This window comes from Tardiphaga sp. GW821-FHT12E02, from assembly GCF_058807155.1.
This window is the reverse complement of the sequence record NZ_JBXAQK010000001.1, coordinates 1,357,199-1,377,435: the sequence shown is the minus strand read 5'-3', so window position 1 is coordinate 1,377,435 and position 20,237 is coordinate 1,357,199. Positions and strand designations below refer to the sequence as shown.

Genomic DNA, 20,237 nt, shown 5'->3' with positions numbered 1-20,237 from the left:
GCTGGCAGCCGAGCCGCCCGGGACCCGCGGTTTCTAGCCACCACCGATCCCACTGTCAATCGGAACGGGCAAAATCGCGGCCCCTACGGGGGACATTTGCAGCCATTTATCGCGTCACGCGCCAAATTCGGTGCGGCAACACAGCGTCATTCTTGCGGCACGTTTGCGGCCTTCACCACCGCGCTCCATTTGGTGATCTCCGAATCCACGAAGGCGGCGAATTCACGCCCTGTTCGCTTGCCGGGCTCAACGCCCTGCGTGGCGAACTTTTCGCGGGTGGACGGCGCCGCCAGGATCTCCTGCATCGCCGCGACCAGTTTGCTGTAGATCGGGTTGCCGTTCGCTTGCGGCATATACATGCCGAACCACGAGGTCGCCTCAAACCCCTTCACGCCGGCCTCGTCGAGGGTCGGCACATCGGGCAGCGACGCCGCGCGCTGCAGGCTCGTGACCGCGAGCACGCGGATATTGCCGGCCTGGGCTGCGGGGAGCACCGTTGGCAGCGTATCGAACATGATCGGGATGTGGCCGCCGATCAGATCGTTCATCGCGGGAGCTGCGCCCTTATAGGGAATGTGCTCGATATTGACGCCGGCCATCTGTTCGAACAATTCGCCGGACAGATGATTGGCGCCACCGATGCCGGAGGAGCCGAACGACAATGTGCCCGGCTGCGCCTTCGCCATCGCGATCAGTTCGGCCACCGTCTTCGCCGGAAAATCCTTCGCCACACATAATGCATTCGGCGCCGTTGCCACCACGGCGATCGGCGAGAAATCCTTTTGCGTGTCGTATGGCAGGCTCTTGCGCAGGCTGGGATTGATCACGTGATGCGTGGCCGTGATCAGCACCACGCTGCCATCCGGCGGCGACTTCGCCACCATGTCGGAGCCGATGGTGCCCGATGCGCCCGGACGGTTCTCGACGATCACCGTCGCGCCGAGCTTGTCGCCGAGATATTGCGCAACGAAGCGCGCAAGGATGTCGGTGGTGCCGCCGGCCGGGAACGGCACGACGATCTTCACCTGATTGCCGGGAATGGTCTGTGCCTGCGCAACCGAAACACCGATGCAGGCAAAGGCCATCACCGCCAGCGCGCGTCTGGTGAGCAATGTCAATTCGTCCTCCAACATCGATTCACTATTGAATGACGCATAACGCTAGCCGCACACCATGGTGCAAGGCTGTCACTTCAAATCGATCGGAGTATAGAACAATCAGGATGCGGTCGGAAACTCCACCATGGCCTCGCCGGTGGCGACCTTCTCACCAATCTGGTTCTTGACCAGCACATCGATCAGCACCCAGCGTGATTTGTGCGTCACCTGCTTGGCCTTGATGATGCCCTCGGGCCTGATCGTATCGCCGGGCTTCACCGGCTTGACCCAGCGCGTCTCCAGCCGCCGATGAATCGCACCGGCCGGATAGGCCCAGTCGGTCAGCATGCGGGTGATCAGCCCGAAATTGTTCATGCCATGCATGATGATGCCGCCGAAATTGGTCTTGCCGAACGCGTTCTTCATATAGTCGTCGTCGAGATGCAGCGGATTGTAATCGAGCGAGCCGTCGCAGAACAGGCGGATCGACTCGCGCGAAACTGCAAAGCTCGGCCCGTCGATGGTGTCGCCGGCGTTCAGTGATTCAAAATTCATGCTCATGAATCGTCTCCGTCACATCGGACGAATGGTCTGGCCACGGCCAGAACAAATGACGTCGCCGTGCTGATTGAAGAACACGTTGTCGTGCACGACGAACAGCCGTTCGCGCTTGATGAATTTGTCGAGCGCACGGGCCTGCAGCGTGATGGTGTCGCCCGGCCGCGCGGGGATGTTGTAGCTCCAGCTCTGGCCGGCATTCACGGTGCCGGGCGTGCGCATCCAGTCGTCGGTCGGCGTGCAGGAAAACATCAGCAGGATGTGAATCGACGGCGGCGCGATCAGCCCCTTCCAGGGCGACGCCTTCGCGTAAGCTTCATCGAAGTACAGTGGATGATCTTCACCGACCGAGCGGCAATACAACTGGATCGCTTCCTTGGTCAGCAGATAAGGCAGCGTTTTGCGGGGGACTCCGGGGACGATCTCGTCCCAGACCTTCCGTAAATTCGCGTCTTTCCAGAAATCGGTTTCAAAATCTTGCGCTTGCACCATGGCGCTGGCTCCCATAATGTTCATCAGGCGAACTTTTTATTCATTTTGCGAATGATTTTTATGCGAATTCGATTGCCCTGCAAAGCGGGCTGAGGGGACACGACGTGGCTAAAGAGAGTGATGGTTTCGTCCGCGCGATCGCGCGTGGCCTTGCGACGGTCGAAGCATTGGGCAAGGCGCCGGGGCGCCACACGCTCTCGGAAGTCGCGGCAACCGCCGGCCTCAGCCGCGCCACAGCCCGGCGAATGCTAGCGACACTGGTGGTGATGAAATATTGCGAGGCCGATGGCCGCTATTTCAGCCTGCGCCCGCGCGCGCTCGGCCTCGGCCTGTCCTATCTCAACGCGCTGCCCTATTGGGGCTATGCCCAGCGCGCGCTGGAAGATCTCCGCAACGAAACCGGCGAATCCTGCGCGCTGGCGGTGCTGGACGAGACCGAAATCGTCTATGCGCTGCGCCTGCCCGCCCGGCGGATTCTCTCCGCCAATCTCGCCGTCGGCAGCCGCCTGCCCGCCAATGTCGTCTCGCTCGGCCGCGTGCTGCTGGCAGCACTGCCGGCCGACAAGCGCGCGGACTATCTCGCCACCACCGTCTTCGAGCAGATCACCGCGCGCACCGTCACCGACCCCGCTGCACTGGAGCGCGAACTCATCCGCGTGGACCGTGACGGCTATGGCTGGATCGACGGCGAACTGGATCCCGCGATCTGCGGCATCGCCGTGCCCGTGCGCGACCAAGCCGGCCGCGTGGTGGCCGCGATCAGCATCAACACGATCTCGGGGACGCTGAGCGAGGAGCAGGCGAAGGAGAAGTATCTCGTGCCGCTGCGACGGACCGCGCAGGATATCTGCATGCAGGCGTCGCAGGCGGGGTGATACGTTCGCTCAGACGGAGCAAAGGCACGCAGCAGCGCCCAACGCGATCAGTCTCGTTAGGCGCCACTTGATATAAGTACGGGAAACCCGTATAAACATCGCATGCACGCCGTCATCCAGACGCCGACATTTCCAGCGGATACCAAAGCCGCCGGTCTGCCGGATGACGAGCGTGAGATCATGATTTCGGAGATTGCGAAGAACCCGCTTGGCGGTGACGCGATCGAAGGGACTGGTGGCGCTCGCAAGATGCGGTTTGCAGGCAGAGGCAAGGGCAAGAGCGGTGGCTACCGAACTGTGCATTATTTTGCCGGCGACGATATCCCCATTCTCTTGCTCGCACTCATCAACAAGGGAGAGAGCGCGAACCTGAGCAAGGCGGAACGCAATGAATTGAAGCGCACGCTGGCCGGCTATGCGGACGACTATCGAAACGGCGTTGAAGCCAGGATCAGCGAAATGCACGGTGGCTCATGACCATCAGGACAGCGTGCATGCTGTCACTTCAGTACTATGGAAAGTCAGACATATGAGCACCCTCGGCAAAAGACTGATCAAGGCCGCAAAGGAAGGGCGATCCATCGCACGTGGCGAAGCTGATCCCGCCACCTACAAGACATTTGTGCCGCCGGAGATCGACGTGAAAGCAATCCGCGCGCGCCGAGGATTGACGCAGGAAGAATTCAGCATCCGCTACGCGATCAATCTGGCGAGCCTCCGTGACTGGGAGCAAGGTCGCTATTCGCCGGATCAGACGACCCGTGCCTATCTGACAATCATCGATCGGGATCCAGAGGCCGTCGAGAGGGCCCTGACGCAAGCTGCTTGAGCGCTCACGCGACAACGTTCAGGACGTGGGACGTGTTACGTCGTGCGACCTGCCCTATGGTCGAGTGCGCCTCGCTGCGGTCAGATAATACACGATCACCAGCAATGTTACGGCGAGCAGCAACCAGCTCAGCGCCCACCAGATGCCGCCCTCGCCGACCAAGGCTGCGAGCAGGCCGAACACGGTTACCATCGCCAACACGATCGGCCACAGCCATTGTCGCGTGAAGCTGCTCATCGCGCTGCCGCCTGTAATCCGGCGATCGTCGTGCCGGTCGAGCGGCGCCGCCGGCGCTTTGCCCACCACAGATACAAGCCGCTGATCAGCACAACGATGGTCACCACATCCAGCAGCGCCCAGATGATCTTCAGCGGCAGGCCGCCATAGTCGCCGAAGTGGAGTGGCTGCGACATGAAGAGGGCTGTCGCATACCAGGGCATGTCGCGCACCGAGACGATCTGCCCGGTGGTCGCATCGGCCAATGCGGGCTTGAGGATGCGGCTGGTGATCGGCGTGTTGCCGGTGAGGAAGATCGCGACATGTGATGGCGTCGCAAACGGCGTGCCGGGGAAAGCGACGGTCATCACATTCATGCCGGGCACAGCGGTGCGGACTTCGCGCAGCACGTCGTCGATGCGGGCGCGCTTCGTGGGATCCTCGGCAGGCTTAGCCTGGGCGGCCATCTCGACAAGCTGATTGGCCTGCCATGCAAGCTCGATAGGCGCCGCCAGCGTGTTGATCACGCCGGTGAAGCTGACGACGGCGAACCAGGCGAGCGTGCCGATGCCGAGCAGATTGTGCAGATCGAGCCATGTGCGCTGCGGCTTGCCGCGTCTGATAGCGCCGAAATCCAGCCGGCGCGTGAACGGGCCATAGAGCACGACACCGGAGACGATGGCGATGCACAGCAACAGGCCCATGAAGCCGAGAAACAACGTGCCGCCGATACCGGCGAACAGATCGAGATGCAGCCGCAGCATGATGTAGAGAAAGCCCTCATTGGGCTGCGGCACCTCGATCTGCCGGCCGGTGCGGGTGTCGAACACCTGATAGTGGAAGTCGCCGGGATCGGTGGTCATCAACGGCGATGTCGGCACTTTCACGATGGGGTGGTCGCGGTCGTAAAACAGATAGGGCACGACCTGCCCTGGACGCGCAGCCTTGGCACGCGCGATGATGTGGTCGATGGAGGCTGTACCCGGCGCTGTGGTGGTGGCCTCTAACTTGAGGTCTGGGCCGAGCTCATCCTTGAAGATCAAGGGCAGACCGGTGATGCAGAGCATCAGCGCGAACAGCGTGCAGATAAGGCTGGTCCAGCGATGCAGCCATGACCAGATGCGGATGGTGCGCGGGGTCATGAGGGCACAGACATCTCTGCCTGTCGTCGCCCGGCTTGGCCGGGCGATCCAGTAGACACCGCTGCACCTGAGTTTACCGGGTCACCCGGTCGAGCCGGGTGACGACAAGTAGAACGCATCACCACCGATACCGCAGCCCTGCCAGCACCGTGCGGCGGTTGGCGTATTGGCAATAGAAGCCCGACGAGCAGCTCGAATAATATTCCTTGTCGAACAGGTTGTTGACGTTGAGTGTCAGCGCCGCGCCGTTCAGCGTGCGATTGAGATTGCCGAGTTCATATTTCAGCGCGAGGTCCGCAACCGTATAGGCTGCCGTCTGCAATGTGTTGTAATCGTCGCCGAAGGTCGCGCCGACATGGCGGACACCGGCACCGACAGTCAGGCCCGTCACCGGACCGGTGCGGAAGGTGTAGTTTGCCCAGGCCGAACCATAGAAATCCGGCACGGCCTGCGGACGCATGCCGAGCAGCAGCGCATCCGTGGATTTGGTCACGCGCGTGTCGAGGAAGGTCAGTGCGCCGACGAGTTCAAGGCTATCGGTGATATTGCCGCGTGCTTCCAGCTCCACACCGGTGGAGCGCACCTCGCCCTGCTGGACGAAGAAGCCAGGCGTCGATGACGGCGACTGCACATTCTGCTGGCGGATATCGAACACCGCGGCGGTGAGCAGGATCGGCAGGAAGGTCGGCTGATATTTGACGCCGGCCTCATATTGCTCGCCGGTGGTCGGCACGAAAGGCAGGCCGTTGGCGCTGACGCCGGACACCGGCTCGAACGAGGTGGCATAGCTCACATAGGGCGCAACGCCGTTGTCGAAGCGATACAGCAATCCGGCGCGATAGGTGGTCTTGGCATCGGACTGGGTGGCGCGCGATGTCGCAAGGCGGTTGTCGGTGGTCTGATCAGCCCAGTCGTGGCGCACGCCGAGCGTGGCGCGCCAGCCGCCGAGGCTGATCTGGTCCTGCGCATAGAGGCCGGCCTGGGACAGGGTCTGGCCGTTATTGATGAAAGTCGCGAACGGACCGACTGGCTGGCCGTAGACGGGATTGACCACGTCGAGCGCCGTGGCGCCGCCGATCTGATAGATCCAGTTGCTGCGCGTCTCCTGATAGTCGACGCCGGTGACGAGCTTGTGCTGCAGGGCGCCGGTGCCGAAATCGAATTGCAGGCGGTTGTCGGCGGCGAGGTTATCGACATCCTCCAGCGAGCGGATGCCCCAGCGCGGCAACTGGCCGGTCGCGGTCATCGGCGCATTCATCTGCAGCGACTGGAAATCGGTCTGCACATGGCCGTAGCGCAGGGTCGAATACAGGCTGACCACGTCATTCAAGCGTTTGTCGAACTGATAGCCGACGCCATATTGCTCGCGCTTGAAGTGATCGAATGAGGGATCGCCTACATTGAGCTTCGAGTTGAGATAAGGCCGATATTGCGCGGGCGCGAGCGACTTCGCATAGATCGAGTTGAAGTAGCCGCCCTGCGGATCGTTCTGATAGTAGCTCTGGATGGTCAGGCGCGTGTCCATGTCCGGCGCCCAGGTGATGGCGGGGGCGACGGCAACGCGCTGCTCATCGACTCCGTCATAGCGCGTGCCGGACTGGCGGCCGATGGCGGTGAGGCTGTAGAGCCAGTGGCCTTCCTGATCGAGCTTGCCCTGACTGGTGAGGCCCGCCTGCACGCGACCATAGGTGCCGCCTTCGACGCGGAATTCGTTGAAGGGCGTGGCGCTCGGCATGCGGCTGATCATGTTGACGAGGCCGCCGGGGCTGCTCTGGCCGTACAGTGTTGCCGAGGGGCCTTTCAGCACATCAACACGATCGAGCAGGAACGGATCGATGGAGGCGACGGCGAAGGCCTGGCCGCGTGGCAGCTTCAGGCCGTCGAGATAGCTGACATAACTGGTGGTGAGGCCGAACGAGCCAAAGCCGCGCATGAAAATCGAGTCATAGCGCGCGTTGGTGTCGGCATCGGAGATGACGCCGGCGGTGTAGCGCAGCGCATTGCCGACGGTCTGGACATTCTGGTCGTCCATCTGCCGGCGCGTCACGGTGGAGATCGACTGCGACGTTTCCAACACGGGCGTGTCGGTTTTGGTGGCGGTGCCGGAGCTCTTGTCGAGATAGCGATCGGACGTATTGGTGGCGCTCACCGGCTGCACGACAGGCACCGTGGCTGTGGGGGCGCGGGCTGCAACGCGCGGCGTGCCACGCTGGGCTGTGCGGCGGGAGGCGGCGGGTCGTGCGGCGCGACGCTCCGGCGACTGCACGGTGACAGCGGGAAGCGATACCGACGGGTCGCGAGTCGTCTGCGCCACGGCATCCGGACTGCTGATCAGAGCCGCGGCAATCGCCGCGCCGACGATGACCTTGTGTTCGCTTCCCATTCGAATTCCCCGTAGCCCCAACCGCCAATGGGTGCGACAAATAAACGGGACGGGACCGTCCTGTCCAGATTGATTGCCAAGACTGGGCAAATCTGAGATTGGAATTGCTCGAAACACGAAGGACGTGAATGCCGGCTGCATCGACACCATCCAGAGGCGGACGCCCGCGCAAAGGCGATGTGGAGGCCAAATCGCTGCACATCATCGAGACGGCGTCGCGGCTGTTCGCGCAGCAGGGCTTTGCGGCGACCTCGGTGGAGCAGGTCGTGGCGGCCTGCGGCGTCGGCAAGGACACGGTGTATCGGCGCTATCCGTCCAAGCTCGCTTTGTTCGAAGGCGTGGTGGCGCATGCGCGGGTGCAGACCGAGGCGCATTTCCAGACCGCCATGGCTGAAGCCACCGGCGACGTGATGCAGCAACTGCGCGCCGCTGCGCGCTGGCTGCTGGAGGTCAATCTCGATCCGACCCTGGTGGCGTTCAAGCGCATCGCTTTCAGCGAAGCGCTGGTGGTGGGGCAATCGGCGGCGAACCGGACGGTGGACCCGATCATGGACCGGCTGTTCGCCCTGCTGCGCGCAGCGCAGGAGGCGGGGGAGATCGGGCCCGGCGATGTTGCGTTTCTCGCAACGCATCTGATCAACAGCATCGCGGTCGGTCCGATGATCGGTGCGATGCTGGGCAGCACGACCTACGCGTCGAGCGATGCGCAGGATGCATATTTCGAGAAGGCGTGGCGGTTGTTCATCGACGGCGCGCGCGGCGTAGGGCGGATGAGCGAAGCGTAATCCGCCGGCCGATTGCATGGTTGAAACGCCGCGGCGGATGACGGCTTCGCCTCATCCGCCCTACGGTTGGCGCACATGTAATCCCGTCCAATGCGCGATGAAGGCCCATTGATCGGCGGTCTCATCGATCACTTTGTCCGTAGGCTTGCCCGCACCATGTCCCGCGCGGGTTTCGACGCGGAGGAGATGCGGTCTGTCGCCGATATCCGCCGCCTGCAGCGCCGCGACATATTTGAAACTGTGGCCGGGGATGACGCGATCATCGGTATCCGCCGTCGTGACAAGGATCGCGGGATAGTCCTTGCCTGACTCCACATTGTGATAGGGCGAGTAGCTGCGCAGTGCTTGGAAATGTTTGTCTTGCCGGGGATCGCCAAAATCCTCCATCCACATCTTGCCGCCGGTGAAGAGCGGAAAGCGCAGCATGTCCATCACGCCGACACCGGGCAGCACTGCAGCGAACAAATCCGGCCGCTGATTGGTGACGGCGCCCATCAGCAGGCCGCCATTGGACTCGCCCTGGATCGCAAGACCGTCGGGCGACGTGATGCCTTCGGCCTTGAGATATTCGCCGGCCGCGATGAAATCATCGAAGGCGTTCTGCCGGTTCGCAAAGCGGCCGGCGTCGTGCCATGATTTTCCATATTCGCCGCCACCGCGGATATTTGCGACGACGGAGACGCCGCCCCGCTCCACCCAGGCCATCTGGGTCGGCGCATAGAACGGGATCATGCTAATGCCGAAGCCGCCATAGGCGTAGAGCAGGGTCGGCGCCGGACCGACGACATCCCTGCGGCGGATGATGAACATCGGAATACGGGTGCCGTCCTTCGACGGATAGAAGCGCTGTTCGACATTAATGCGATCGAGATCGATACCGGCATCGGGCCTGGCCCAGACATAGGTGGTGTTGTTCGCAACGTCGTAGCGATAGATCGTGGTGGGGATATTGTAGCTGGTGAAGACGAAGAACACCTCATTGCTGTCCTGCTCGCCGCGGAAGCCGCCAACGGTGCCGATGCCGGGCAGATCGATCGTGCCTTCGAACGTGCCGTCGAGGGCATAGCGACGCATCTCGGCCTTGGCATCGACGAGATAGGTGGCCAGCAGCTTGCCGCCGAGCAGCGCGGCGTAGCCCAGCGTCGCGTCCTGCTCGGGGACGACGTCTTCGAACACGAGTTCAGGCTGCGCGAGATCCGCGGACACGATCTTCTTGCGCTCGGCGCCCTTGTTGGTGCCGATGAAGAGTTTGGTGCCGACATTACCGTAGATCATCCAGTCGGAGTCGATCTCCGTGATCAACTGGCGTGGCGTCCAAACGGGATCGTCGAGATCGATAATCGCAAGCGCATTGGCGCCCGGCCCAGGCGTGGACATCAGCACGAGATAGCGGCCGTCGTCGGTGGTGTAGCCGATATTGATCAGGTGCGGCTGATCCGGTGTCGCATAAACCAAACGGTCCTTGGCCTGTGATGTGCCGAGTGCATGATAATAGACCGCGTGGTTCTGCACGCCGGCCTGCGAGGTCTCATCGTCGGCGGCATCGGGATAGCGCGAATAGAAGAAGCCGCTGCGATCCTTCGTCCAGGCGATGGTCATGAAGCGTGCGCGCGTGACTTCATCGGCGAGGATCTCACGCGCGTGCACATCGAACACCTTGATGGTGCGCCAGTCGGTGCCGGCCTGCTGGATCGTATAGGCGATCAGCGCGCCGTCATCGGAGATCGCCCATTCGCCCAGGGCCGTGGTGCCGTCGGACGACCAGTCATTGGGATCGATCAGCACGCGCTCGGCGCCTTCGAGGCCGTGGCGCATCACCAGCACTGGCTGGTTCTGCAGGCCGGTCTGGCGCGTGTAGACATAGCGGCCGCCGCGTGCCCAGGGTGGGCTGACGCGCTCATGATCGAACAGTTTTTGCAGGCGGGATTTGAAGATGTCACGGCCTGGCAGCGTCGCGAGATAGCTTTGGGTGACGTCGTTCTGCGTCCTGGCCCATGCGGCGACCTCGGCGTCGTTGCGCACATCTTCCTCCAGCCAGCGATAGGGATCGGCGACCTGTTGGCCAAAATGCTCTTCGACGAGATCGAGGCGGCGGGTTTTTGGATACGCGAATGCTGATGCCATCGGGAGGGACTCCGTTGGTTGACGAAAACAGATGGCGACTTGGTGGTCGGCCGATCTAGGCCTCGACGGGATCGCAGATCGGCAAGGTGCTTGCGGTGCGTATCGCTTCAGCCATCCGGTCGATCACCTCCGGCAGCGTGAAGGCGCGACGATCGGTGATCGCCGCGGTTGCGATATCTTCATCGACGATGCGCAGCGCCGTCATCACTGCTGCGCCACAGAGGCGAACGTCGAAATCCGTGCTCCATCGCTTTGTCCGCCGCGCCACCATCTCGATGATGGTTTCCTCGGCGGCGTGGCAGGACATCAGCCAGGCCGAGCGTAGCGCCGGCTCCTTCGGCAACAGCGCGACGAGGCGCACGGCGAGAACGTCATCGGCGATTTCCCGCGGGGTCTGGTCCTGCGGGCGGACCACCGCATGCAGATAGGTCTCGATGGAGACATCGAGCGGCCATGCGCTGAGCTGGTTGGCAAAGCGCAGGGAAGAGACGGCAAAAAGCGGTTCCACGGCACTCTCCTTTGAGCGGAAGTATCGCCAGACGGTGCGTTTCGAGAGACCGGCGGCGGCCGCGATGTCATCGCCACTGGTCGCCGCGACGCCGCGTTCGAGAAACAGTTCGGCGGCGTGGCGGGAGACCGTCAGGCGCGGATCTTCGCGGTCGGAGGGCATTGGCGGGATCTCGTTGTGTCACTTAGTGACAAGAACTTATGTCACTAAGTGACACGGGTCAACCGGGCGATGTTGTCGCAGGGCTTCTCCTTTTGTCGTCACCCGGCTCGACCGGGTGACCCAGTACACACGGCTGCTTCCTCGTTTACTGGATCGCCCGGTCGAGCCGGGCGATGACAATGGGAGCTGGGCGATGACAAAGAGAGTGTGTGGCTTCCTCACCTTCCTTTGCTCCCGCCGCTTTGCTAATTGACCAGTCAACCACAACGACAAAAATTCCAGGAAGCGCACGGCCATGAAGCTGCTCAATCCCGACGACCTCGTCGCCATCGACATCCACACCCATGCGGAGGAGCCCTGCGGTTGCCACGCCGATGATGGCTATGACGATTTCCAGGCGCGGATGGCGGAGTATTTCAAATCACCGCACAAGCATCCGCCGACCGTGGAGGAAACCGCCGCCTATTATCGCGCCAAGAAAATCGCCGCCGTGATCTTCCCCGTCGATGCCGAGCGCGAGACCGGCTTCCGCCGCTACAACAATTACGAGATGCTGGAGATCGCCCAGCAAAACGCTGACGTGCTGATCCCGTTCGCCTCGATCGATCCGCACAAGGGTAAGCTCGGTGTGCGCGAGGCGCGCAAGCTGATCTCGGAATACGGCGTGAAGGGCTTCAAATTCCACCCGACCATGCAGGGCTTCTATGCCAATGACCGCATGGCCTATCCGCTCTATGAAGCGATCCAGGACGGCGGCGCCATTGCGCTGTTCCACACCGGGCAGACCGGCGTCGGCTCGGGCATGCCGGGCGGCATGGGGATGCGGCTGAAATATTCCAACCCGATGTATATGGACGATGTCGCGGTGGATTTTCCCGACATGAAGATCATTCTCGCGCATCCGTCCTTCCCCTGGCAGGAGGAAGCTTTGTCGGTGGCGACCCACAAGCCCAACGTGTATATCGACCTCTCCGGCTGGTCGCCGAAATATTTCCCACCGATCCTGGTGCGCTATATCAATTCCATTCTTCAGGATAAGATGTTGTTCGGCTCCGACTGGCCGGTGATCATGCCGGACCGCTGGATGGCCGATTTTGCCAAGCTCGACATTCGCGACGAGGTGCGTCCGAAGGTCTTGAAGAACAACGCACGGAAACTACTGGGTATATGACGAAAGCCGATCTGCCTGAAAAGCTTGCTGCCTCAAGGCAGATCGCTGCTATCGCCACCGCCTTCTTCCTGCCCTTCTCCACCAGCGGACAGGCGATCGGGGTGTCCGTCTTCGCCGTACTGGCGCTGCTGACGCTCGATCGCGCGCGCTTCCTCGCCACCATCAGACGGCCGGCATCCTCGCTGCCGGTCGCTCTGTTCGCGCTGATCCTGGTCGGCGTGCTGTGGTCCATGCTGCCGCTCGACGATGCGGTCAAATGGGTCGGCCCTTACGCCAAGCTGCTGCTGATCCCGCTGCTGCTGGCGACGGCCTTCACGGAGAAGCAGGCGCTGCATATCGGCTACGGATTTCTGGCCTCCTGCCTTGTGGTCCTCGCTTTGTCCTACGCATATCTGCTCTGGCCGACTGGCCCATGGAGCTGGTTCAAGTCGATCGGCGTGCCATTCAAGGACAATGCGGTGCAGAGCGAATGCTTTGCGATTTGCGCCCTTGGCCTCGCTCTTGGCGCAAGGCGTGTCTGGACGGATGGCGATCGCCGTCGCGCGATCGCGCTTGGTCTGCTGGCGCTGCTGTTCTTCGCCAATATCTTCCTGATCTATGTGTCGAAGACCGGCATGCTGGTGGCCTTTACCATGGTCGCGATCCTCGTCATCACCATCGGCGGATGGCGAACGGCGTTCATCGTCGGTCTTCCGATCATCGCAATCGTGGCCGCCACGCTCGCAATGTCGCCGGGTGCGAAATCGCGTTTCAACGAAATGGCAACCGATGTGACCGCCGGTACCGAGACAAAGAATGTCTCGACCGCATCGCGCATCGATTTCTGGAGCAAGGCTTCTGAATTCGTGAAGCAGGCCCCTCTGCTCGGCCACGGCACCGGCAGCATCCGGCCGCTGTATCAGAGCCTGGAAGCCACGCGCCCGTCGCCTTATGGCGAGGCCGTGGCCGACCCGCACAACCAGTTTCTGCACACCACGCTTCAGGTCGGCCTGATCGGCGGTGCGATCCTGCTGGCCATGTGGGCCGCGCATTTCTGGCTGCTGTGCGGGCGCGATTTCGCCAGCGCCATGGGCCTCGGGATTTTCGCGATGACCGTCGTCGGCTCTCTGTTCAACAGCCATATCTCGCAGGTCACCCAAGGCATGTTGTATTGCCTCGGCGTCGGCCTGCTCGGCGCAGTGGTGCTGCATCGCGGCGCCGTCGCCATCTCTCCGCAACCAGATCATCACGACGCAGCGTAAATCTCCTTATGTCCCTCGAATCCGTCCGCGCCGATCTTGCCGCCAAGGCGCCTGATCTCACGATCCTCGTCACCGACAAAAGCTCCGCCACCGTGGCCCTCGCCGCCGAAGCACTGGGTGTCGAGCCTGGGCAGATTGCCAAGACGCTATCGGTCCGCGTCGGCGATCGCGTCGTGCTGGTGGTCACCAAAGGCACCGCGCGGCTCGACAACAAGAAGGCGCGCGAGGCATTGGGCGGCAAGCCGCGCATGCTGGGCGCTGAGGAGGTTGTGGCGCTGACAGGCCATCCCGTTGGCGGGGTCTGCCCGTTCGGCCTGGCCACGCCGCTGCAGGTCTATTGCGACGTGTCGCTGCAGGAATATGCCGAGGTGTGGCCGGCGGCGGGCTCGATCAACAGCTCGGTTCGCGTCACCCCGGAACGCATGGCGGAACTGACCGGGGCAACCTAGGTCGATGTGGCCCAGGCACCGGCAGAGCCCGAGGCATAGAGGCGCCCGGCCGCAGGGCGGCTTGAGCGGAGCGAAAACCCACCACCTCTTCGGGCGACAGGATCGGCCGATGGGTTTTCGCCGGCGCCGCGCGCCTGCGCTCAATCCCCCCTACGGCAGCGGCCAATGGCCGAGAAGAAACTAGCTGCCTCACTACAACGACAAAGAATAAAGCCGCTGCCCGTGAGCCCCCTGGCAGGACGCGCATTGCTATTTTTCCAGCCCCCTCGACTTCGACGGCGGGGACCCCGATTTTCCGGGGATGGCGGCACAAAAGCCGCTGAGTGGAACTTGACCGATGCGCAACAAGACCAAGGCTTCGACCTCCAAGACGTCCCGCACCTGGCGGATTTTCGGCGCCATGATCGCCGCCGCCGCGGCCGGCCTGAGCACCGCTGGCGTCTGACGTCCAGCAATCGCCGGGCCCCACGCTTGCTGCGTGTGGCCCGCAAACGAAGCATCTCCGCGTTATCCAATTCTTGAAGGTATTTACCTAAACTCCCGACCCGGTCGCGCATGATGCCGACCTGGGAGGGCGGAATGCGGCTGTTGCCGATCAGCGATGCCGATCGCAGCTGGGCGAAACTGAAATCGCACTGGCGCAAGGCTGCCGAAGCCGTCGAGGAGGATTTCTCGACCTATGCGCTTGGCGCTTTCGCAGCACTCGATCCCCTCGTGCAAAGCGGCAAAGGCTCGTTGTACGGCCTTTATGACGGCGCCGAACCGCGCGCCTTCTGCCAGGTCAGCAAATTGCTGATGCCGAAATTCGAAGGCCCGGTGCTGCGCGCCCGCTTCATGACGATCTCGCCAACCTACGACCTCGGGATCGCCGGCGCGGATACCTATGGCCAGTTGCTGATCGAGCTGTTTTCCGGCGTGGTCTGGCTGTCGCGCAATGCGCTGGCCGCGCACCATGTGCAGTTTCATCTGCGCAGCCCTGCGGATGCGCAGTTCCTGGCGCCGCTGCAGACACCGGTGCCGGACTCGCCGTTCCAGCGCTTTGCCATCCATGGCGCCTGGGTGGAATGCGATCTCAAGCTCCACGAGCTGGAAGAGGCCTGATGCCGCGATGCGGCAGCGTGCAAACTTGCGCACAATCCTGGGCAGTGATAGCCCGGTTGTACGATGACCGGACAAATTAAGCATTCTGCACGCAAGAACGGTGGCGGATCGACGCGACCTGGTTTGCTGCGTCCGCTCAACCCCGTGCGCCGCCGCACCGAGGAAGTGGTCGAGCGCATCGCAGCCCAAATCACCGACGGCCATCTGCAGGCTGGTGCGCGGCTGCCGACCGAGCAGGCGATGATGACCGCCATGGGCGTCAGCCGCACGGTGGTGCGGGAGGCCATCTCGGCGCTGCGCGCCCGCGGCCTCGTCACCACACGACAGGGCGCCGGCGCCTTTGTCAACAATGATGCCAGCCAGCAGCCTTATGCCATCGATCCCGAGGGCCTGGGATCGCTGGACAGCGTGATCGAGATCCTCGAACTGCGCACGGCGGTGGAGATGGAAGCTGCAGCGATTGCCAGCGAGCGCGCCACGGCGGCGCAGATCAAGGTGATCGCCAAAGCGGCCAATGTCTTCACCCGCGCCATCGCCAAGGGCGACCGTGCGATCAAGGAAGATTTCGATTTTCATTATGCCATCGCTGTCGGCACGCAGAATTCGCGTTTCGTCGGCTTTCTGGAATTTTTGGGCGGGTTGATCATTCCGCGGCAGAGCATCCGCACCTTCGACGGCAAGGCCGAGCTGCAGACGCGCTATCTCGAAAGCATCGAGAAAGAGCATCAGATGATCGTCGATGCCATCACCGAGCGCTCGCCACGCAAGGCGCGCGAGGCGATGCGGCGGCATCTGGTGAATGGCAAGGCGCGGTATAAGCAGCTGGCGGATGAGGTGGGATAGCAGCGACCTCCGCCCTCACCCTCATGGTGAGGAGCGCGCCCTTGCGCGCGTCTCGAACCATGAGATGAGGAGCTCCGCGACCATCCTTCGAGACGCGCGCGTTGCGCGCTCCTCAGGATGAGGGGCGGTGCGTGGGGCTCACCTGAACCCAAACGCATGCGGCAGTGCCATCGAGAACCATGGCACATAGGTCACCAGCATCAGAACGGCGAACATCACCCAGTAGAACGGCCAGATGCCGCGCATCACCTCGTCCACCGACACCTTGCCGATGGCGCAGCCGACAAACAGCGTGGTGCCGACCGGCGGGGTCAGCAGGCCGATGCCGAGATTGAGCAGCATGATGATGCCGAAATGTACGGGATCGATGCCGAAGCTCTTCACCACCGGCAGCAGGATGGGCGTGCAGATCAGCAGCAGCGGCGCGAGATCGAGTGCCGTGCCGAGGATCAGCAGCATGATGTTGAGCCACATCAGCAGCACATATTTGTTCGATGAGATGGCGACGAAGAAGTCGGTCATCTTGGCCGGCATCTGCATCAAGGCAGCGACATAGCCGAAGCAGGAGGCTGTCGCGACCAATGTGAGCACCATCGCCACGGTCTGCAGCGTGCGATAGGTCAGCATCGGCAATTCCGACCATTTGTAGTCGCGATAGATGAACATGGTGACGAAGAACGCCCACACGCAGGCGACGGCGCCGGCCTCGATCGGCGTGAAGATGCCGGTGAGAATCCCGCCGAGCACGATGATCAGCGTGATGATGCCCCAGGTGGCATCGGCCAGCATTTTGAGCGCCTGCCTCAATGGCACCGGCTCGCCTTTCGGATGACCGTCGCGATAGGCGAAATACAGGCACAGCAGCATGATGGCGAAGCCGAGCAGCAGGCCCGGCACGATGCCCGCGAGGAAGAGACTGGTGATCGACACCACGCCGCCGGTGGCCAGCGAATAGATCACGGCATTATGGCTGGGCGGCACCATGATGGCCTGCACCGAGGCGGAGATGGTGACATTGGTGGCAAAGACGCGCGGATAGCCCTGCTTGGCCATTTGCGGGATCATCACCGAGCCGATCGCGGATGTATCCGCCACCGACGAGCCGGAGATGCCGGACATGATGGTGGTGGCGAGGATGTTCACCTGCGAGAGGCCGCCGCGGATGCGGGTGAAGCCGATGACGACGGCGGCGAAATCGACCAGGCGCTTGGCCATGCCGCCTTCGGCCATGATGGCGCCGGCGAGGACGAAGAATGGCACCGTGAGCATCGACACCTTGCCGACACCGGATGAGAGCTGCTGCATCACGGCTTCGACGGGGAGATCGATCCACAGCGCGCCGACCAGCGCCGCCAGCGCCAGCGCGAAGGCGATCGGCATGCCGATGGCGAAGAACAGACACATGCTGAGCAGAAGAACGGCGATATCCATTGACGGAGTCCTCAAGTCGCAAAGAGCTCAGGCAGGTTCCCTCTCCCCTCCGGGGAGAGGGTTAGGGTGAGGGGGCGCCACGGGCGACCGCGCTTGTGGAAGCCCCTCACCCGCCGCGAAGACGCGGCGACCTCTCCCCGGCGGGGAGAGGTGAAGGAAAAACACTTCAATCCAGCGGCACATGCGCATCACTGCCATCCTGGGGCGGCGGGCCGATGGTGAGGCGCTCGATGACGAAGAGCAGCATCATCGCGCCGGACACCGGGATCGGCAGATAGGTGATGCCCACCGACAGCCAGGGGAATTCATCGACCGAATTGCCCCAGGTCGTCTCCACCAGCGCCCCGCCCCAGACCAGCATGAACAGCGCCATGGCGGCCATCAGCAACTCGCTGATGAAGGCTGCGACCACGCGCGCTTTCGGGGGCAGCAGATTGGTGCCCACCGTCATGTTCATGTGAATGCGCTGGCGGTAGCAGTTCGCGGCACCGATAAAGGTGACAGCGACCGTGAGCAGCACCGCAAGCGGCTCCGGCCAGGACGCCGCGCTGTTGAGGATGTAGCGGGTATAGACCGCCCAGGGGATGATGAAGGAGATCAGCACCAGCGCGATGCAGGAAATGACCGCGCCGGTCCAGTAGAGGGCGTTCATGGCGCGGCGAAAGGCGAGCGCGGGACCGCGCGCCGTTTCAGTGGATTGGTCGCGAGACATTGGAAGCTTTGACACTGTGTCGGACATGAAACCTCGGCAACTGACTCTCCGTTGTCATCCCCGCGAAAGCGGGGATCCATAGACACCGGGGAGCCGCTTAGAATGCCGTCGAGGTGGCTGGCTGTTTCAACCACGTCGTCGGAGGTTATGGGTCCCCGCTTTCGCGGGGACGACAGGCAGAGCTAACTCACCGCCGCAATGCGCTTCGTCATGTCCGCATATTTCGCGCCATACTTGTCCCACACCGGCTTCACCGCCTCGCGGAACGGCGCCTTGTCGACGGAGGTGACGATGTCGGTGCCGACTTCCTTCATCTTCTCCAGCGCCTTGGCTTCCGCCTCGTACCAGAGCGCGCGCTGTTCGAGCTGCGCCTCGCGGCCGACCTTCTTCAGCAGCGCCTGATCCTCCGGCGTCAGCTTCATCCACGATGCCTTCGAGAACACCAGCAGTTCGGGAATGATGAGATGCTCGGTCATCGAGAAGTATTTGGCGACCTGATAGTGGTTCTGCGCCACGAAGGACGGCAGATTGTTCTCGGCGCCATCGACAACGCCGGTCTGCATGGCGCTGAACACCTGGTCGAAGCCCATGGCGACGCCATTGCCGCCCAGCGCATTCATCGTGTCGATGAACAGCGGATTGCCGATCATGCGGATCTTGAGACCCTTCAAGTCCGCCAGCGCCTTCACCGGGCGCTTGCTGTTGTAGATGTTGCGCGAGCCCGCATTCATCCAGCCGAGCGCGACAAGCTTGGTCTTGTCATTCGCCGTGATCTTGTTGAGCAGCTCGTCGCCGATCTCGCCGTCGAGCACGGCTTCCATATGCTTGGAGTCGCGGAACACGAACGGCATGTTGAAGACATTGACGTCGTCCACCACGGGACCCACCGCGCCGACCGAGATGCGCGCGATCTGCAGCGCGCCGACCTGGGCCTGCTCGATGGCTTCCTTCTCGCCGCCGAGCTGCATGGAGGGGAACATCTGGACGCTGAGCCGGCCATTGGTGGCGGCCTCCAGCTTCTTGCCCATGCGCACCACGGATTCCACCGTGGGATAGCCGAGCGGGTGAACGTCGGACGCCTTGAGCACCATCTTGCTCTGCGCCAGTGCGGGCGCTGCGCCGCCGAGTCCCACGGTGCCAGCCGCGAGCGCGGCCAGGCCACCTTTGACGACCTCTCTTCTATTCATGGACGAAATCCTCCCTGATTTCCCGATGGTCTTTTTAGATCGGCAGTTGCGCCGTTATTCTTGGTCGCCCCGTTTTCGAGGTCGATTGTGCCGTGCCGCCTCCCGGCGCGCGGCCGGAAAGTTGTACGATGACCTGACATCTAGCATCAGGATGCGACTGCGACAAGCGGACACATGCAAGCGCACGTCGAACCAAAGTGCAATGCGCGTGCGCTGCGAAGGGAGGGGATTTGGGTGGGAAAAGACAGGCTCTATTGTCGTCACCCGGCTTGACCGGGTGACCCAGTAGACACAGCGGCTTCTGAGTTTACTGGATCGCCCGGTCAAGCCGGGCGATGACAGGAGAGGTGAAGCGCCTACTTCACCACCGCGCAAAAACTCTGCTGCACCGGCTCCGGCACCGTGCCGCCACGGCTCGACACCTTCAGCCACCAGGCGTCCAGCGCCTCGCGCGCGCATGGCAGTTTCACGCTCATGCCATCGGCAAAGGCGATCCATTCATTGAACCGGTGCGCCGGGACGGCGATCACCACGGGGATATCGCCGGACAGCGCGCGCTCGATCAGATAAGCGAGGCCTTTGCCTTCGCGCTCCTGCTTGCCGAAGCGGTTGATGATGACGAGATCGGCGCCGGCATCGATGGCATCGGCCACCCGGCTGCCGGCATCGAGCAACTGGCCGACATCGAGCTTGCACCCCTTAGCGCCCGGACCGAGATCCTGAAACAGCCGCACCTGCTCGCCGCTATGCAGCATCACGGCATTGAGCTTGGGCACATCGACTTCGCGATGGCCGAGCTGGACCAGGCCGACGGCACGGATGCCCTGCCGGCCGAGACTGGCCGCAAAATCATGCAGCACGGTGTCGGGGTCCTGGTCGGTCTCATAGACCAGAGCAGCCAGATCGCATTGGGAGTCGAACATCGGGACAT

General features: G+C 62.6%; 21 protein-coding genes. 9 read left to right on the top strand and 12 right to left on the bottom strand.

What is annotated here, in order from left to right:
* Positions 1-146: 146 nt before the first annotated feature.
* The 3 genes from AC1RQ5_RS06495 to AC1RQ5_RS06485 all read right to left on the bottom strand — a co-directional run bounded on the left by AC1RQ5_RS06495 (position 147) and on the right by AC1RQ5_RS06485 (position 2,147).
* Positions 147-1,085 (bottom strand): tripartite tricarboxylate transporter substrate binding protein, encoded by a 939-nt coding sequence (locus AC1RQ5_RS06495; RefSeq protein WP_493203333.1) that lies wholly within the window; start codon positions 1,083-1,085, stop codon positions 147-149.
* A 132-nt stretch (positions 1,086-1,217) separates the two neighbouring features.
* Entirely contained in the window at positions 1,218-1,658 is a 441-nt protein-coding gene (locus AC1RQ5_RS06490) for a MaoC family dehydratase (protein WP_398474812.1), read from the bottom strand.
* A 12-nt stretch (positions 1,659-1,670) separates the two neighbouring features.
* Entirely contained in the window at positions 1,671-2,147 is a 477-nt protein-coding gene (locus tag AC1RQ5_RS06485; RefSeq protein ID WP_398474810.1) for a MaoC family dehydratase, read from the bottom strand.
* Positions 2,148-2,251: 104 nt separating this feature from the next.
* On the opposite strand from AC1RQ5_RS06485, the gene AC1RQ5_RS06480 reads away from it, so the two are divergent.
* From AC1RQ5_RS06480 to AC1RQ5_RS06470, 3 genes are all read left to right on the top strand, one after another.
* On the top strand, positions 2,252-3,022 hold the full coding sequence (locus tag AC1RQ5_RS06480) for an IclR family transcriptional regulator domain-containing protein (protein ID WP_493197746.1): 771 nt from the start codon (positions 2,252-2,254) through the stop codon (positions 3,020-3,022).
* A gap of 102 nt (positions 3,023-3,124) precedes the next feature.
* Positions 3,125-3,499, top strand: a complete 375-nt coding sequence (locus AC1RQ5_RS06475) for a type II toxin-antitoxin system RelE/ParE family toxin (protein ID WP_493197744.1) — start codon at positions 3,125-3,127, stop codon at positions 3,497-3,499.
* 52 nt (positions 3,500-3,551) lie between these two features.
* Positions 3,552-3,851, top strand: a complete 300-nt coding sequence (locus AC1RQ5_RS06470) for a helix-turn-helix domain-containing protein (RefSeq protein WP_493197742.1) — start codon at positions 3,552-3,554, stop codon at positions 3,849-3,851.
* 54 nt (positions 3,852-3,905) lie between these two features.
* On the opposite strand, the gene AC1RQ5_RS06465 is transcribed toward AC1RQ5_RS06470, so the two are convergent.
* The 3 genes from AC1RQ5_RS06465 to AC1RQ5_RS06455 form a co-directional block, all read right to left on the bottom strand.
* Positions 3,906-4,088 (bottom strand): hypothetical protein, encoded by a 183-nt coding sequence (locus AC1RQ5_RS06465; protein WP_493197740.1) that lies wholly within the window; start codon positions 4,086-4,088, stop codon positions 3,906-3,908.
* Positions 4,085-5,209 carry a PepSY-associated TM helix domain-containing protein gene (locus AC1RQ5_RS06460; RefSeq protein ID WP_493197738.1) on the bottom strand — a complete coding sequence of 375 codons (1,125 nt, stop codon included), beginning with the start codon at positions 5,207-5,209 and terminating at the stop codon, positions 4,085-4,087. The genes AC1RQ5_RS06465 and AC1RQ5_RS06460 overlap by 4 nt, the downstream gene beginning before the upstream one ends.
* 118 nt (positions 5,210-5,327) lie before the next feature.
* Positions 5,328-7,592 (bottom strand): TonB-dependent siderophore receptor, encoded by a 2,265-nt coding sequence (locus AC1RQ5_RS06455; protein WP_493197736.1) that lies wholly within the window; start codon positions 7,590-7,592, stop codon positions 5,328-5,330.
* 128 nt (positions 7,593-7,720) lie between these two features.
* Between AC1RQ5_RS06455 and AC1RQ5_RS06450 the strand changes: the two genes are divergently transcribed.
* The gene (locus AC1RQ5_RS06450) at positions 7,721-8,377 is read left to right on the top strand and encodes a TetR/AcrR family transcriptional regulator (RefSeq protein WP_398474799.1); all 657 of its coding nucleotides are present in this window, start codon (positions 7,721-7,723) and stop codon (positions 8,375-8,377) included.
* Positions 8,378-8,437: 60 nt separating this feature from the next.
* Here the strand turns inward: AC1RQ5_RS06450 and AC1RQ5_RS06445 are convergent, their stop codons facing one another.
* Both AC1RQ5_RS06445 and AC1RQ5_RS06440 read right to left on the bottom strand, forming a co-directional pair.
* Entirely contained in the window at positions 8,438-10,501 is a 2,064-nt protein-coding gene (locus AC1RQ5_RS06445; protein WP_493197734.1) for a prolyl oligopeptidase family serine peptidase, read from the bottom strand.
* A gap of 55 nt (positions 10,502-10,556) precedes the next feature.
* Positions 10,557-11,171: a TetR/AcrR family transcriptional regulator gene (locus AC1RQ5_RS06440; RefSeq protein ID WP_493197733.1), complete on the bottom strand. Its 615-nt coding sequence runs from the start codon at positions 11,169-11,171 to the stop codon at positions 10,557-10,559.
* 295 nt (positions 11,172-11,466) lie between these two features.
* Here AC1RQ5_RS06440 and AC1RQ5_RS06435 point away from each other — a divergent pair, with 295 nt between their 5' ends.
* The 5 genes from AC1RQ5_RS06435 to AC1RQ5_RS06415 all read left to right on the top strand — a co-directional run bounded on the left by AC1RQ5_RS06435 (position 11,467) and on the right by AC1RQ5_RS06415 (position 15,976).
* Positions 11,467-12,342, top strand: a complete 876-nt coding sequence (locus AC1RQ5_RS06435) for an amidohydrolase family protein (protein WP_493197732.1) — start codon at positions 11,467-11,469, stop codon at positions 12,340-12,342.
* A complete protein-coding gene (locus tag AC1RQ5_RS06430) occupies positions 12,339-13,583 on the top strand; it encodes an O-antigen ligase family protein (protein WP_493197731.1) in 1,245 nt (414 codons plus the stop codon). The genes AC1RQ5_RS06435 and AC1RQ5_RS06430 overlap by 4 nt, the downstream gene beginning before the upstream one ends.
* Positions 13,584-13,591: 8 nt before the next feature.
* Positions 13,592-14,032 (top strand): YbaK/EbsC family protein, encoded by a 441-nt coding sequence (locus tag AC1RQ5_RS06425; protein WP_493197729.1) that lies wholly within the window; start codon positions 13,592-13,594, stop codon positions 14,030-14,032.
* Positions 14,033-14,611: 579 nt separating this feature from the next.
* A complete protein-coding gene (locus AC1RQ5_RS06420) occupies positions 14,612-15,133 on the top strand; it encodes a hypothetical protein (protein WP_398474787.1) in 522 nt (173 codons plus the stop codon).
* A gap of 63 nt (positions 15,134-15,196) precedes the next feature.
* Positions 15,197-15,976, top strand: coding sequence for a FadR/GntR family transcriptional regulator (locus tag AC1RQ5_RS06415; protein ID WP_493197727.1), 780 nt, complete (start codon positions 15,197-15,199; stop codon positions 15,974-15,976).
* A 138-nt stretch (positions 15,977-16,114) separates the two neighbouring features.
* Here the strand turns inward: AC1RQ5_RS06415 and AC1RQ5_RS06410 are convergent, their stop codons facing one another.
* The 4 genes from AC1RQ5_RS06410 to AC1RQ5_RS06395 all read right to left on the bottom strand — a co-directional run bounded on the left by AC1RQ5_RS06410 (position 16,115) and on the right by AC1RQ5_RS06395 (position 20,229).
* Positions 16,115-17,407 carry a TRAP transporter large permease gene (locus AC1RQ5_RS06410; protein WP_493197725.1) on the bottom strand — a complete coding sequence of 431 codons (1,293 nt, stop codon included), beginning with the start codon at positions 17,405-17,407 and terminating at the stop codon, positions 16,115-16,117.
* A gap of 166 nt (positions 17,408-17,573) precedes the next feature.
* Entirely contained in the window at positions 17,574-18,119 is a 546-nt protein-coding gene (locus AC1RQ5_RS06405) for a TRAP transporter small permease (protein ID WP_493197723.1), read from the bottom strand.
* 182 nt (positions 18,120-18,301) lie between these two features.
* The gene (locus tag AC1RQ5_RS06400; protein WP_493197721.1) at positions 18,302-19,306 is read right to left on the bottom strand and encodes a TRAP transporter substrate-binding protein; all 1,005 of its coding nucleotides are present in this window, start codon (positions 19,304-19,306) and stop codon (positions 18,302-18,304) included.
* Between the two features lie 356 nt (positions 19,307-19,662).
* Positions 19,663-20,229, bottom strand: a complete 567-nt coding sequence (locus tag AC1RQ5_RS06395; RefSeq protein ID WP_493197719.1) for a DUF2478 domain-containing protein — start codon at positions 20,227-20,229, stop codon at positions 19,663-19,665.
* Positions 20,230-20,237: the final 8 nt, after the last annotated feature.

Excerpts from the sequence above, each read along its gene's own strand:
- AC1RQ5_RS06495 (WP_493203333.1), bottom strand. The coding sequence starts at position 1,085 with ATGGCCTTTGCCTGCATCGGTGTTTCGGTTGCGCAGGCACAGACCATT.
- AC1RQ5_RS06490 (WP_398474812.1), bottom strand. The coding sequence starts at position 1,658 with ATGAGCATGAATTTTGAATCACTGAACGCCGGCGACACCATCGACGGG.
- AC1RQ5_RS06485 (WP_398474810.1), bottom strand. The coding sequence starts at position 2,147 with ATGGTGCAAGCGCAAGATTTTGAAACCGATTTCTGGAAAGACGCGAAT.
- AC1RQ5_RS06475 (WP_493197744.1), top strand. The coding sequence starts at position 3,125 with ATGCACGCCGTCATCCAGACGCCGACATTTCCAGCGGATACCAAAGCC.
- AC1RQ5_RS06470 (WP_493197742.1), top strand. The coding sequence starts at position 3,552 with ATGAGCACCCTCGGCAAAAGACTGATCAAGGCCGCAAAGGAAGGGCGA.
- AC1RQ5_RS06465 (WP_493197740.1), bottom strand. The coding sequence starts at position 4,088 with ATGAGCAGCTTCACGCGACAATGGCTGTGGCCGATCGTGTTGGCGATG.
- AC1RQ5_RS06460 (WP_493197738.1), bottom strand. The coding sequence starts at position 5,209 with ATGACCCCGCGCACCATCCGCATCTGGTCATGGCTGCATCGCTGGACC.
- AC1RQ5_RS06455 (WP_493197736.1), bottom strand. The coding sequence starts at position 7,592 with ATGGGAAGCGAACACAAGGTCATCGTCGGCGCGGCGATTGCCGCGGCT.
- AC1RQ5_RS06450 (WP_398474799.1), top strand. The coding sequence starts at position 7,721 with ATGCCGGCTGCATCGACACCATCCAGAGGCGGACGCCCGCGCAAAGGC.
- AC1RQ5_RS06445 (WP_493197734.1), bottom strand. The coding sequence starts at position 10,501 with ATGGCATCAGCATTCGCGTATCCAAAAACCCGCCGCCTCGATCTCGTC.
- AC1RQ5_RS06440 (WP_493197733.1), bottom strand. The coding sequence starts at position 11,171 with ATGCCCTCCGACCGCGAAGATCCGCGCCTGACGGTCTCCCGCCACGCC.
- AC1RQ5_RS06435 (WP_493197732.1), top strand. The coding sequence starts at position 11,467 with ATGAAGCTGCTCAATCCCGACGACCTCGTCGCCATCGACATCCACACC.
- AC1RQ5_RS06430 (WP_493197731.1), top strand. The coding sequence starts at position 12,339 with ATGACGAAAGCCGATCTGCCTGAAAAGCTTGCTGCCTCAAGGCAGATC.
- AC1RQ5_RS06425 (WP_493197729.1), top strand. The coding sequence starts at position 13,592 with ATGTCCCTCGAATCCGTCCGCGCCGATCTTGCCGCCAAGGCGCCTGAT.
- AC1RQ5_RS06420 (WP_398474787.1), top strand. The coding sequence starts at position 14,612 with ATGCGGCTGTTGCCGATCAGCGATGCCGATCGCAGCTGGGCGAAACTG.
- AC1RQ5_RS06415 (WP_493197727.1), top strand. The coding sequence starts at position 15,197 with ATGACCGGACAAATTAAGCATTCTGCACGCAAGAACGGTGGCGGATCG.
- AC1RQ5_RS06410 (WP_493197725.1), bottom strand. The coding sequence starts at position 17,407 with ATGGATATCGCCGTTCTTCTGCTCAGCATGTGTCTGTTCTTCGCCATC.
- AC1RQ5_RS06405 (WP_493197723.1), bottom strand. The coding sequence starts at position 18,119 with ATGTCTCGCGACCAATCCACTGAAACGGCGCGCGGTCCCGCGCTCGCC.
- AC1RQ5_RS06400 (WP_493197721.1), bottom strand. The coding sequence starts at position 19,306 with ATGAATAGAAGAGAGGTCGTCAAAGGTGGCCTGGCCGCGCTCGCGGCT.
- AC1RQ5_RS06395 (WP_493197719.1), bottom strand. The coding sequence starts at position 20,229 with ATGTTCGACTCCCAATGCGATCTGGCTGCTCTGGTCTATGAGACCGAC.